General features: G+C 69.0%; 10 protein-coding genes and 1 pseudogene. 4 read left to right on the top strand and 7 right to left on the bottom strand.

What is annotated here, in order from left to right:
- Positions 1-39 precede the first annotated feature (39 nt).
- Both ACIBJC_RS32840 and ACIBJC_RS32835 read right to left on the bottom strand, forming a co-directional pair.
- A complete protein-coding gene (locus ACIBJC_RS32840) occupies positions 40-1197 on the bottom strand; it encodes an epoxide hydrolase family protein (RefSeq protein ID WP_399298818.1) in 1158 nt (385 codons plus the stop codon).
- 72 nt (positions 1198-1269) lie between these two features.
- Entirely contained in the window at positions 1270-1845 is a 576-nt protein-coding gene (locus ACIBJC_RS32835; RefSeq protein WP_327398321.1) for a PadR family transcriptional regulator, read from the bottom strand.
- A gap of 242 nt (positions 1846-2087) precedes the next feature.
- On the opposite strand from ACIBJC_RS32835, the pseudogene ACIBJC_RS32830 reads away from it, so the two are divergent.
- Positions 2088-2615, top strand: a pseudogene (locus ACIBJC_RS32830) (transposase family protein); the annotation flags it as partial.
- Positions 2616-3451: 836 nt separating this feature from the next.
- Here ACIBJC_RS32830 and ACIBJC_RS32825 read toward each other — a convergent pair.
- Positions 3452-3679: a hypothetical protein gene (locus tag ACIBJC_RS32825; protein ID WP_399298816.1), complete on the bottom strand. Its 228-nt coding sequence runs from the start codon at positions 3677-3679 to the stop codon at positions 3452-3454.
- Between the two features lie 2 nt (positions 3680-3681).
- Between ACIBJC_RS32825 and ACIBJC_RS32820 the strand changes: the two genes are divergently transcribed.
- Positions 3682-4212 carry a hypothetical protein gene (locus tag ACIBJC_RS32820; protein WP_399298815.1) on the top strand — a complete coding sequence of 177 codons (531 nt, stop codon included), beginning with the start codon at positions 3682-3684 and terminating at the stop codon, positions 4210-4212.
- Positions 4213-4372: 160 nt separating this feature from the next.
- Here ACIBJC_RS32820 and ACIBJC_RS32815 read toward each other — a convergent pair whose 3' ends face one another.
- From ACIBJC_RS32815 to ACIBJC_RS32800, 4 genes are all read right to left on the bottom strand, one after another.
- Entirely contained in the window at positions 4373-5035 is a 663-nt protein-coding gene (locus ACIBJC_RS32815) for a hypothetical protein (RefSeq protein ID WP_399298813.1), read from the bottom strand.
- Between the two features lie 191 nt (positions 5036-5226).
- Positions 5227-5610 (bottom strand): RidA family protein, encoded by a 384-nt coding sequence (locus ACIBJC_RS32810; RefSeq protein WP_399298812.1) that lies wholly within the window; start codon positions 5608-5610, stop codon positions 5227-5229.
- A 40-nt stretch (positions 5611-5650) separates the two neighbouring features.
- Positions 5651-7141: a carboxylesterase/lipase family protein gene (locus ACIBJC_RS32805; RefSeq protein WP_399298810.1), complete on the bottom strand. Its 1491-nt coding sequence runs from the start codon at positions 7139-7141 to the stop codon at positions 5651-5653.
- A 21-nt stretch (positions 7142-7162) separates the two neighbouring features.
- Positions 7163-8077, bottom strand: coding sequence for an MBL fold metallo-hydrolase (locus tag ACIBJC_RS32800; protein WP_399298808.1), 915 nt, complete (start codon positions 8075-8077; stop codon positions 7163-7165).
- 179 nt (positions 8078-8256) lie between these two features.
- On the opposite strand from ACIBJC_RS32800, the gene ACIBJC_RS32795 reads away from it, so the two are divergent.
- Together ACIBJC_RS32795 and ACIBJC_RS32790 are read left to right on the top strand one after the other, a co-directional pair.
- Complete coding sequence (locus ACIBJC_RS32795; RefSeq protein WP_399298806.1) at positions 8257-11058, top strand: AAA family ATPase; 2802 nt, start codon at positions 8257-8259, stop codon at positions 11056-11058.
- 253 nt (positions 11059-11311) lie between these two features.
- Positions 11312-13063 carry an FUSC family protein gene (locus ACIBJC_RS32790; RefSeq protein WP_399298805.1) on the top strand — a complete coding sequence of 584 codons (1752 nt, stop codon included), beginning with the start codon at positions 11312-11314 and terminating at the stop codon, positions 13061-13063.
- Positions 13064-13113: the final 50 nt, after the last annotated feature.

Here is a 13113-nt window from a genome sequence, read left to right as displayed (position 1 = left end):
GTGAGCTGTCGGTGGGAGGTGCCGATGCCGGCGGTGCGCTCAGCGCAAGGAACGGAAGGTGGTCCGGACTTCGTCAACGAAGAGTGCCGGTTGTTCCAGGGCCGCGAAGTGCCCGCCCACCTCAAGCTCGTTGAAGTGGACGACGTTGCTGTAGCGGCGTTCCACCCAGCGCTGGGACTTCCGGACGTGCTCCTCCGGGAACATGCTGAATCCGGTAGGCAGTGTGATCGGTGCGGCGGCGTTCGGCGCGGAGGGCCGTGCCGAACGTGCCATTTCCCAGTAGGTCCGCGCAGAGGACGTCCCGGTGTTGGTAAGCCAATAGAGCATGATGTCGTCGAGCAGCTCGTCCAGGGTGAATGATGCTTCCGCGTCCCCCGGCGTGCCGCAGGTGTCCTGGAACATCGCGTAGATCCAGGCAGCCAGGCCGATGGGGGACTCCGCGAGGGAGTAGCCAATGGTCTGAGGGCGGGTTGCCTGCTCCTTGGCGTAGCCCGAGAGGTTCTCCCAGAAGTAGGCGGCGCTGTCGAGCATTGCCTGCTCGTGCTCGGTGGCGTCCCGGATCTCGTCGGGCGTTGGCGGGAACATGGCGAAGTTGAGGTGCAGCCCGACGCATCCGTCGGGGGCCTTGCGGCCGATCTCGTCGGTGACCGCGCATCCGAGGTCGCCGCCCTGGGCGCCCCATCGCCGGTAGCCGAGCCGGTCCATCAGCGTGATCCAGGCATCGGCGACCCTGGGGAATCCCCAGCCGGGTTCCGTAGGCCGGTCGGAGAACCCGAATCCCGGCAGCGACGGCACCACGAGATGGAAGGCGTCCCGCGGGTCGCCGCCGTGGGCCGCGGGATCGGTCAGTGGGCCGATGACCTTGTGGAAATCGAGGACGGAGCTGGGCCATCCGTGGGTCATGACCAGCGGGAGGGCGTCCGGCTCAGGCGAGCGCACATGGAGGAGGTGAATGCCCAGACCATCGATGATGGTGCGGGACTGGCCGAAGCCGTTGAGGGTCTTCTCGCACCGCCGCCAGTCGTAGGTGTTGAGCCAGTAGTCGTGCAGCGCGCGGAGCTTCGCCAGCTGGGGTCCCTGGCTGGTGTCCGGAACGGTCTCTGGATCGGGCCACCGGGTGCGGGAGAGCCGCTCACGCAGGTCGGTCAGCTGTTCCTCCGGCACGGACAGGGTGAAGGGTTCGATGAGTTCGGACATGGGGCGTGCTCCTTACCGGGCAATGCCGCGCCGACTGCGACGCGGGTGGATTCAAGGGGGGAATCCGGTGATTCAGAGGGTGTCGGGCTGACGGGTCCGTTCATCGGTGACAATCTCGGGCACCGCGTCCAGGACCTCCTGGAGCCAGGCGATCTCGGCGCGCAGCCTGTGCGCACTGTGACTGACCGCTAGTGCCTCGCTCACCGTCAGGTAGCCGCCGTCGATGGCGTTGGCGTTCAGCGCCTCGGTGTCCGAGAGCATGGAGGCGAGTTCATCCAGCCGGGATGCGATCACCGTGTGGAGCTCGTCCAGCTTCTCCGGGTCCAGGCGGGTGAGGGCCAGGTCGAACGGGTCCGGCTTCATCCAGATGTGGCGCAGACTCTCGGACTGGAGTTCCTTGAGACGCAGCCGCCCTTCACCGGTGATGCCGTACACCTGACGCTCGGGCAGATTGCCCTCCTTCTCGGTCCTGACCTCTTCGAGCAAGCCTTCAGCCAGCAGGCGCTTGATCGCCTGGTACAGGCTGCCCACGGACACGTCCGTCCACAGGTGCAGATGTTCCCGCTCGGCCTGGAGGCGCACCCTATGCCCGTGCATCTCGCCGTTCCTCGCGAACGTGTCGAGGATGAACAACCTGATCGATGACATACGACCACTCTTGCATGAGTACTCGTTCATAGGCAACCGGCCGATGTGCTGAACATCGGCTCCGGGAGCGACCGCGTCGAGGTCACGAACGGGATTCATCGCCGAGCTCACCGCCGTGACTGAACCGTGAGCGATTTCCGGCATCCCGATGCTGACCGCAAGTTGGACGCCCCTGCGCAACGACAAAGCTCCTGGTAGACGGGTTCTCGACCAAGATCACCCGTGCCTGCCAGGAGCTTCGCATGCTTGTCTGCTCATCCTCGATCGATCTGTCCAGCCGAACCCTGCGGTTCCTTACCGGTCAACTGGCCGCGCGGCGGGCGAAGATCGGTACACGGTGGCGACGTCTGGCCGTCGGCCGCCAGGCTCTGCTCGTCCTCGCGCACCTGCGGTGCGGTGATACCTACGCCCAGCTCGCTGCCGGATTCGACATCGGGATCGCCACGGTCTGCCGCTATGTACGCGAAGCTGTCGAGGCCCTGGCCGCCCTCGCGCCTTCACTCGCCGAGGCGATGCGGACGATCCGCGAGAAGGCGTTCGTGATCCTGGACGGCACTCTGCTGCCGATCGACCGGATCGCTGCGGACTCCCCGTACTACTCCAGGAAACACAAACGCCACGGCATGAACATCCAGGTCCTCACCGATCCGTTCGGACGCCTGCTCCGGGCCTCGCCGGCCCTGCCCGGATCGACCCACGACCTCACTGCTGCCCGACACCACGGAATCATCGACGCGCTCACCGAGGCGGGCCTGAAGTGCTGGGCCGACATGGTGAAGGCCGTCCTCGTCCTTCACCACGCGTCAACGTGAGGTTGGAAAACGCTCAGTGTGTCTCCACCGGGCTGTGCGTATGCATCTGCGCGGCCGGCCTGTTCGGTGAAGATTTGGTGCAACGCGGCTATCGCCGAGACCGGACCGTCCTCGCACACGTTGCGGCACACCCCGGAGCTGCAACTCGGCACGTGTCCCATGCTATTGGGGTCCTTGAGCGTGTCGTGGTGCGGAGTCTTGACCGTCTCGCTGATGACGGTCTGTTGGTGCTTGTTACGGATGGCGCGACCCCGGCCTTGCGCTCGTATCGGTTGGCTTCCTGGCCGAGGCCAGCCCGAGAGGCTGACGGTTTCATCTGATGCGGCGCGCAATGTAGACCGTGATCGTCGCTCGTGAGGAGTTCCAGAGGTATGTGGGTTGAGGAAATGGAAGAAGAATGGCTGTACTTCAAGGAGGAGGTGTGAGCGCTGATCCAGTGGGTGCGTGGACATGTGGGTGACGAACCCGCGGTGCCCCTCTTCATGCGCGTCGTGGCTGAGCAGGCCCTGCGCCCGACTGAGGCCCGGAATTTGCTGCGGCAGGTCCAAGCCGCTCACCGGACGTGGCCCGAACGGGGAAGCGCTCTGCCGTGTCTGCTACGACAAGCACCCCATCGCCAGACGCGACTGTGTCCAATGTGGTGTCCTCGAACGGCTCTATCACCACGGGCTTTGCAACTCGTGCGCTCTCGACCGACAGTTGACCGGCCTGCTCGGCGGGCCCGACGGCATCGTCCGGCCGGACCTGGAACCGGTGTTCCAATGCTTACACCGGGGCAATCCCCTCTCTCTTCTCTACGGCTGCGTGAACCCGTTCCGCGGCGTTTGCTGGCTGCTCTCGCCGCCGAGAAGGGGCCCGTGACGCACGACCTCCTCGACGGCCTTGGGCACCCGGTGAAAGCCGTCCGTCACTTGCGGGCGGCTCTGGCTGCCGACGGTGTTCTTCCGGCTCGCGACGAGCGCCTCGCCGAACTTGAGGGCTGGCTGCCCCGCGCTTCGATGGTCATCATCGAGCAGGATCAACGATGGGCCCACGTCCGCCGACTCGTGAAGGAGACGGGGTCGACACCACCACCCGCGTCGCAGGCCGCCTTCTCTTGCTGTTCGCCCAGCCTCTGAGCCGCACCTCCCGGATCCGGCTCGACCAGGTCACCCGCACGGAGGACGGGGTTGCGCTCACGCTCGGGTCCCACCCGACCGATCTGCCGCCCCCGCTGGACTCCCTCGTGCTGGAGCTCGTCCAGCAGCGGCACGGCTACTCCACCCTCGGACGCAGTGACGATCACCCCTGGCTCTTCCCGGGCACGGCCGGCGGACAGCCCATCAGCAGCCGACAGCTCATGCGCAAGCTCACCGCCCTAGGCATCCACGCACGACGCGCCCGCAACACCACACTCATGGAGCTCTCCGCCGAGCTCCCCGCCGTCGTCCTCAGCCGCCTGCTCGGATTGCACATAAACCGGGCCGAGAAGTGGACCAAGGAGGCTGGCTCCTTACGAGCTGACTATGCCGCTGAGCTCTCCCGCCGCAAGGCATTCGGAAATCCCAATAGTTGAACCTAAGCCTTGTCCGGAACGCACACCTCATGGCGACCGGCAACGTAGGTGCCGGGATGGATTCAGGGATTCTTCGACCAGTTGGTGCGGGGCCCCTTCGAGTGGCCTGCGGGTCATCAGTGCGATGAAGTGCCCAAGTGCTCAGGTCGGATGAGGCTACTCACAGGTCACATCTCCCGTCGGCGAGTGCCGTGATTGCGCACTCGGCGGCGTGCCGTGCCGCGAGCGCGGAGGGGAAGGGCTCACAGCCGTGGGAGGCGGGGTCGGGCGGCCCGCTCGCGATCCGCCACTGCCAGGCGGTGTGAGTGGCAGAGGGCGAGGGGTGATGCCAGACGGGCTCTGCGGCCGTGGTCGCGGTCTCCGTCGGCTGGACCAGAACGCCGTATGTCACCCCGCCGATCACTGCCGTGGCAGATCTCCCGCTGGTGTCGTCGCCAGTCCAGTCCAGCGGTGTCGGAGTCGACTCCGACACCTCCAGAAGGGCATCCGCGGAGTCGGCCAGACTCCGGTACAGCGCGGCACGTACCGCATCGGCGTGCTGCCGGCCCCACTGGCACGGGGACCGTTCGGTGACCTCCTCCGCGAGGATGTGCGCGGCGAGTTCGTCCAGAAGGTCTCCGTTCACCGGGCGTCCCTCCGCCAGCGTCGCGGCAGCGCCCCGCATGAGATCGCCTCGGGTCACGGCCGTGCCGCGAGCCAGCTCCCACAGTTCGGCCGGTCCCAGGTCGTCGACCGCGCGCCGGATGCAGAGGGCGGCCGCATCCGCCTGGGCCGGGACTTCGGCGTTCAAGAGGCCCGCGCGCACGTCCATGGCCGCGCTCACATCGCCTGGCTGCAGCACGCCCAACGGCAACGACCCCACTGCTTGGAGCACCTGCCCGTGGACGCGTCGTACGGGATGAGGACCGAAGGGCGGTGCCGGTCGTCCCGCCAGTGCGCACAGGGCATCGAGCAGTTCCGCGGCCGGAACCCTCAGGCTGGTGCACGCCCTCGTCAGACGACCGGCCATCCTGGTCAGTCGCCCAGCACTGCCAGGGCGTCGACCTCCACGAGCAGTCCCGGCGGAAGCTGCATGTAGACGGTGGTGCGAGCGGGGAACGGCTCACCGACGGCCGCGGCGTACGCCTGGTTCATCTCGGCCAGGTGGGCGGAATCGGTGAGGTACACGCGGAGCATCACGACGTCCTCCAGGCCCGCGCCGCCCGCCTTGAGTACGGCGGTGACGTTGCGCAGGGTTTGTGTGGTCTGCTCGGCGACCGTGGTGCCGACGATCTCGCCCGTGTCCGGATCGAAGGGGAGCTGCCCGGAGACCTGCAGGACGGGGCCCTTGCGGATGCCTTGGGACAGCGGGGCCGGCAGGGAGGGGGCGTTCTCGGTGGTGATGACGGTTCTGGTCATGGTCTTCCTTGAAGGGAGTGCGTATGGACGCGTGCGAGGGTCAGTTCCAGGCCTGTCGTTCCTGGCCGCGAGGGTCGTCGACCTGGGTCCACTCGGCGTCGATGCGCATGGCGGCCCGGCGCTCGGTGTCGTACGGGTCCCAGCCGGGGTTGCCGGTCCTGGCGAACCGGACCCAGGTCTCGTGCATGCGGGCGGCGAGATCCGCGGGGGGCTTGTCGGGGCCGAGCAGGGCGGCGGGGCCGTGTAGCTGGGGGAGGTGCGCGAGATCGAAGACGAAGGGCAGCTCCATGGCGTGGGTGGCGCCGAGCTGTCCGTCAAGGGCGTGGGAGCGCCAGGCGAACTCGTAGGCGTGCGTGGCGGACTCGGGGTGGGCGGCATGTGCGCCGGCCAGTGCCCAGCTGCCCGCGCCGAACAGCGCGTCGCCCATGATGGCGGAGCGCAGCTCGCCGAAGGACGCCTCGGGGCGGGCCTTGCGGTACGTCTCGACGAGCTGCCCCGCCTTCGGGTGCGAGCGTGCCGCCGTGTCGTCGACGTCTGCGGCGGTCGAGGTGGCGTACTTGTCCACGGGGACCAGGTAGAGGTTTCCCTCCTCGGTGTTGGTCCCGATGAGCAGGTCGACATCGGCGCTCAGGCCGGCGGCGACGGATTCGGCGGGCTGCGTGTCGAGGACCAGACTGAAGGGACTGAGTCCGATCAGCGGATCGTGGTGCGTGTCGGTCTGCAGGTCGATGCCCGCGAGCCGGGAGGCGGCCTCGACCAGGCGGTCGTCGGAGATGTCCGCGAAGGCGTCGACATGGGGCTCGATGCCCAGGGCCTCGGCCGCTGCCTGGGTGACGCGGGCGGCCTGTTCGGTGGTGAACGCCCCCAGGCCGCTACCGCTTTGGACGATCGCCCGGCGGAAGAGGCCCGTGGCCTCGGGGGTGGCCAGGACGCCACCGACGATGGTCGCCCCGGCCGACTGGCCGAAGAGAGTGACGTTGTCCGGGTCACCGCCGAAGGCGGCGATGTTCTCCCGCACCCAGCGCAGCGCGGCGACGACGTCGAGCATGCCGCGGTTGGCGGGCGCGCCGGGCATGTCGAGGAACCCGGCGATGCCCAGCCGGTAGTTGACGGTGACGAGGACGACGCCGTCACGGGCGAAGGCGGAACCGTCGTACAACGCGGACCGCGTCGAGCCGGCGACGAATCCCCCGCCGTGGACGAACGCCATGACGGGCAGGTCGCCGCCGGAGGCGGCGGGCGTGAAGACGTTGACGGTGAGGTAGTCCTCCCCGCGGCTCCAACCGGTGCCGAAGTAGGGGGACATGTCCACGCTGCCGAGCTTGCGCTCGGACTGCGGCGCGTTGGGCCCCGGCACGGTGGCGTCCCGTATGCCGTCCCACGGCTCGTGCGGCTGGGGCGGCGCGAACCGGCTGGCGCCGCGGGGCGGGGTGGCATACGGGATGTTCAGGAAGGCGGCGGTGCCGTCCTGGCGCAGGCCGCGGACGGCTCCCTGCGCCGTGGTCACGACGGGCTCGGGGTGATGATTCACGGTCTTGCCTTTCTGCGGGCCTCAGCCCTGCTCGGTGTACGGGGCGAAGGGAGCCCAGCCCTTGATGGCGAACTTGCTTCCGTCACGTACGACTTCGGCGGCGCCGTGGCCGCCCAGGTGCGCGGGGATCACGAGTGCGTTGTTGTCGGCGGCCCAGCCCAGCACCTTGCGGCGGGTGGCGCGGGCGCCGGCGGGGTCCTCGCAGAAGCAGCTGTTGGCGTCCGGTTCGAGGATCTGCACGGGGTTGTGCAGCATGTCGCCGACGAACACCGCGCGGTCCGTCCCGGAGGTGAGGGTCAGTACGGAGGAGCCGGGGGTGTGTCCGGGAGCCGTGTCCAGGCGCAGGCCGGCGTCGATCTGGTGGCTGTTTTCCCACAGCAGCGTCTGGCCGGCCTGGTGCACCGGGGCCACGCTGTCCTCGAAGACGTTCTGGTTGCCGCGGCCGAGCAGTGGCTTGTGGCCGTTCTCGGGATTCCAGAATTCGAAGTCGTCCTTCGGCATCAGGTAGGTGGCGTTGGGGAAGGTGGGCACCCATTGCCGGCCGTTCAGGTATGTGTTCCAGCCGACGTGATCGATGTGGAGATGCGTGTTGATCACGATGTCGACGTCCTCGGGCCTGACGCCGGCCCGGGCGAGATTGGCCAGGAAGCCCGTTTCGAGGCGGTTCCAGACCGGCGCGTACGGGCGGTCCTTGTGGTTGCCCACGCCGGTGTCGACGAGGATGGTCTTGCCCTCGCTGCGCAGCAGCCAGGTCTGGATCGCGGAATTTACGATATTGGTGTCGGAATCCAGGAAATGCGGGGTCAGCCATGAGTCGCTGTCGTCCCACACTTCCTTCGAGCTTTCCGGGAAGAAGGTGTCGGGCGTCATTTCGACGGAGCCGAAGTATTCCCATACCCGGGTGATGGTGACGTTGCCCAGCTTGATTTGTTCCATGAGGCGTCCTTGGGAATTCGGGGGCTTTCCTGGAACCGTACGAGCAGACTCGGGCACGGGGTATCCGTAACGTGACTGCACCTGTGCCCACAGCCCGGGCACGGGGCGCGGCCGCTGTAGCCTGGATGGAGCAAGGCAAGGCGGCTCCCGTTCGAAGAGCCACAGTTCCTGGAGACTCCGTGGACGAGCGCGCAGGCGACCGCGGTGCGGTCATGGGACCAGAGCCGGATCCGAGTGAGCCGTTCGTCGGCCGGGACGCGGAGCTGGCACGCCTGTTTCATGCGGTGGACTCGGCGTCGGCAAACCCGGTGGTGATGCTGGTCGGTGACATGGGCACGGGGAAGAGCGCGCTGCTGGACTGTGCGGTGCGTCGGGCTGAAGCCGGCGGTGCTCGCGTACTGCGGGCCGAGGGCAGCGAGTCGGAGGCGAGCCTGGCGTTCTCCGCCCTGCACCAGTTGCTGCGGCCGGCGCCGGCCGCGGTGGACGTGCTGCCGGAGAGGCAGCGCGCTGCGATACAGGACGCCTTCGGTGTGGCGCCGTCCACGCCCGGGCATGCGAGCGCACCCGATCTCATGCTGATCGGGGTCGCCGTCCTGAGTCTGCTGTCAGCCCTGGGCGGCCAGCGTCCCGTGCTCGTGGTGTTGGACGATGCGCAGTGGTTCGACCGCGCTTCCCTGGACGCACTGTCCTTCGTCGCCCGAAGGTTGGAAGGGGAACCGGTCACGATGCTGATCGCAGTCCGTGGCGGCGATCACCTCCCGGGATTCGACCGTCACGTGCCGACGCTCACCCTGGGACCGCTCGACAGCGCTGCGGCCAATCGGCTCCTCGACCTGCAGCCGAAGAGCCCCGCCGGCCGCACCAGGACGCACATCCTCGACCAGGCCGGCGGCAACCCGCTGGCACTGGTGGAACTGACGAGGGCAGCCACCGCACACGACGCGGCTACGGGGATGCCGTCGGCAGGTCCACTCCCGCTCACCGATCACTTGGAGCGTATCTTCGCCGCCCGCCTGAAAGGTCTCCCCGCCGCCACGACGCGGGCCCTGCTGCTCCTGGCCGCCATGGACAGCGTCGACACCGCGATCGCCGTCTCGGCCGGGCTTCCGGACGCCGAGGACGAGACCTGGCTGCCCGCCGAGCAGGCCGTCCTGGTCCGGCGGACCGGCCGAGACGTCCGGTTCCGCCACCCGCTGGTCCGCTCCGCCGCGTATCACGCCGCATCCTTGGGCGCCCGGCGCGAGGCTCACCTCGCGCTCGCCGAGATGCTGCGGGACGAACCGGACCGGCGTGCCTGGCATCTGGCCGCCGCCTGCCCGGGCCCGGACGCGGCCGTGTCGGCGGAGCTGGAGCGGACCGCCGCCCGGGCCCGTCGGCGCGGCGGCCATGCGGCGGCGGCCAAGGCCCTGCAGCGTGCCGCGGAACTCGCACCGCGGCGTGAGGACAGCGCCCGGCTTCTGGTCGAAGCCGCTTCTGCGGCCGTGTTCACCGGTGACCTCGCCTGGGTCGAGGAACTGGCCGCCGCGGCACGCACACGCACGGATGACGCGTCGCTGCTGGCTTCCGCCGCGGTACAGGCCGGGCGACTGGCGATCCTGACCGTGCGCCACACCACGGTTTTCTCCCGACTGACCGACGCCGCCGAGGAGTTGGCGGTCTCCCAGCCCGCCGCAGCGCTCGACCTCCTGGCCGGCGCCGCCGTGGTCCGCTTCTACTCCGGAGAGGACACCCATCGCCACCGCATCCAGAACATCCTGGGGCGCCTTCCCGAGGACGCCGCACCCGCAGGCTTGCGCACCTGGGTGAGGGCCGTGTCGGACCCCTTCGACGGCCGGGCCCATCTTGTCTCGCTGCTCCCGCAGTTGGCCGCCGAGGCGGAAGCCAGGCCGGAGCAGCTCACCACCGTCGGGATCATGGCATGGCTCCTGGACGAGACCCCGCGGGCCGTCCGTGCCTTCGACGAGGCCTTCGACCGCTGGGAGCTGCGGGGACCGCTGCCGGAGGGGCTGGGCGGCGCGGTCGCGTGGGCCTATGTGGAACGAGGAAGGTGGGACCAGGCCCGTGAGGCCTGCGCCCGCACCACCGCGGTCGGCCGGGTGACCGGCCTCGACCACGCCGTGGCCTGCGCGGCCACGGTGGATGCCACCGTGCTGGCCTACCAGGGGCACGCCTCAACGGCCCGGGCACGGGCCGATGAGGCGCTCGCCCTGACCGATCCGCTGGAAAGCCGCTCGGTCTGCGTCTATGCCCGTCGTGCGCTCGGCGCCGCGGCAGCCGCGGAAGGTGCGTACGAGACGGCCTACGACCAACTCCGCATGGTCTTCACGGCAGACGGCGCCCCTGTGCATTACCACGCCTCCTACCCGGCCCTCGCGGATCTGGCCGCCGCCGCTGTGCGCAGTGGTCGGCGCGAGGAGGCCGCCGCGATCGTCGAGCGTTCCGCACGCGCGCTCGCGGACGACGCCTCACCGCGCCTGCGCGCGTTGATCAGCCGGGCCCGTGGCCTGCTGGCGGACCCCGAGGATGCCGAGCCGCACTTCCGGGCGGCCCTGGCCGACCCGGTCCTTGAGCACTGGCCCTTCGAACGTGCCCAGACCCTGCTGGACTTCGCCGAGTGGCTGCGGCGGCGTCGGCGCATCGCAGAGGCGCGTGGGCCGCTCACCGAGGCCCTGGAGATCTTCCGGCGCCTGGGCGCGCATCCGTGGATCGAGCGTGCCCGGGCCGAATCGCGGGCCGCCGGCCTCGGCGTCACGGACACGGCCCCCGACGCGCTCGCCGAACTCTCCCCGCAACAGCAGCAGATCATCCATCTCGCCGCCCGAGGGCTGACCAACCGCGAGATCGGCGAGAGGCTCTTCCTCTCCCCGCGCACGGTCAGCTCGCACCTCTACCGCAGCTTCCCCAAGCTGGGCATCACCGCCCGCTCCCAGCTGCGCGACCTCATCGAGGGCACCCTCGCGACGGGCGGCCGCCAGGAATAAGGGAACGCCTGGGCCGTGGAAGCAGTCACCTGACGCATACCGCCCGCCATCCCGCCGGACCAGACTGGCCACAAGGGCGAGGGAGCAGCAACTCGTCAGGTGGCCCCCTTCGCCCTGCTATCCCGATGCCCCCGCTTGGTCCAAGCCCCTGCGCACACGCAGGTCCGAGGCCGGTGGGCCCGGGCTGCACACGGCCTCGCTCGTCGCGCTCGGACGGGGAGGGCCCACCACGACGAAGGAACGGAAATCCACGGTGGCTGCGAAGGCAACGTCGCTCTGGGACCGGTTTGCCGCCGCCGACCCGGGGCTGCTGCGTCTGACCGCCGGGCTGCGTGCCGTCGTAGGCCTCACGCTCACCCTGGCCGCGCTGACGGTAGGGGACCAGTCCTCTGTCGTGCTTCTGGCCGGCGGCTTCACGGCGGTGGTCACCTCGTTGGCGAGCAGCGACCTGCACCGCCGCAACCAGTTCCTCACTCTGCTCGCCGGGGCACCCGTGACCCTTGCCGCCTTGACGGCCGGGGGCCTGCTGGCACCCTTCCCCCTCGCGTCCCACCTGGCCTTCCTGCTGCTGATCTTCGCCGCGGTCTATGCGCGCCGCTTCGGCCGACGGGGCCTGGACCTCGGGATCTTCGCCTTCATGGCCTACTTCCTGTCCCAGTTCGCCGGGATCCAGCCCCACCAACTTCCGCAACTGACCGGGGCGTTGGCCATCGCCTTCGCGGCAGCAGCAGTCACGCGCTGCTGCCTGGTGCCCACGACGTCCTACGCAAGCCTGAAGCGCCTGAAGGTGGCATTCAACAGACGCCTTCGAGACGCGCAGCAGGCCACGTCGGGTCTACTGGCAGGCGACGGAGGCGGCGTCCGCAGACTCGAACGGCGTCTCGACCGGCTGCATACCTCCGCGCTGCTGCTTCAGGAATTCCTGTACGAGGCTCCGGCCGGACTGCTCCGCGACACGACAGCTGAGCTGGAGCGGACGGCACGTGCGGACGCAGCCGCGCAGCGCCTCGGAGTGCTCGCGATCCGAGCATCGAAGGATTCGACGGCGCCCTCCGCCAACACGCTGCGAGATGCGGAGACGGTGGACCTGACGGATCGAACACGGTGTGACCGTGTGGCACTCCGCCTAGGTGGCGCACAGTCTTCAGGCTCGTCGCGGCATACGACGCGGCAGGCGTTCCAGGTGACCGTCGCGGCCGCTCTCGCGGTACTCGGCGGGCATCTGATCTCCCCGCACCTGTGGTACTGGGCCGTCGCCACGGCATGGGTCGTCTTCATCAAGGCCGAGCACACCGGGGACATCCTGCTGCAGAGCGGCCGGCGGCTGATCGGCACCGTCGCCGGGGTGCCGTTCGGATACGTCCTGGCCGTCCTGGCCGCCGGGCACACACCCGTGGCCCTGGCCTTTCTCCTCGCCTGCATCTTCGGGATGTTCTACACCCCCTCCGGCAGCTACTGGGCGGTGACCTTCTTCATCACCGGCTCGCTCAGCATGGTGCTCGCACTCCTGCATACGCTCTCCCCGGAGCTGCTCGCCCTGCGCATCCAGGAGACCGCACTGGGGGCCGGCTGCGGGATTCTGGCAGCCGCGCTGGTCGTCCCCACACGTGTCCACACCGTCGCCGAAATGCGTCTGACGGAGTTGCTCGTCATTCTCGACCATCTCGCGCACTGCGCGCCGAAGGCCGGCGCCCCGAAGCCCGCACCCGCTGCACCTGACCTCGATCAGGCGCTGGAGGCCTTCCGCAAGGCCTGCCGCCCTCTGATGCACCCGCTCAATCCCCGACGCGCCGAACGCGCCCGGGTCCGCCGCGTACTCGAACACGTGGAAGCCACCTCCTTCCACACGCGAAGCCTCGCCACCGAGACCGGACGTGCACGAGACGCAGCAGCGTGGCCCGCGCCTCAGCGCTCGTCAACAGCTCGACAGAACCGAACGAGCCAAGGCATCTTGCCCCCGCAGCCCTGTGCACCCTGCCCATGCGCCGCCCGACCAGACAGCTGAATGCGGCCGCAACCCGTGCCCGTAGCCCTACCTGTCTGGGATTCGCGTAC

The organism is Streptomyces sp. NPDC050509, assembly GCF_044457965.1.
In the GTDB taxonomy this organism is placed as follows: Bacteria; Actinomycetota; Actinomycetes; order Streptomycetales; family Streptomycetaceae; genus Streptomyces.
This window is presented reverse-complemented; position numbering and strand designations above follow the sequence as displayed.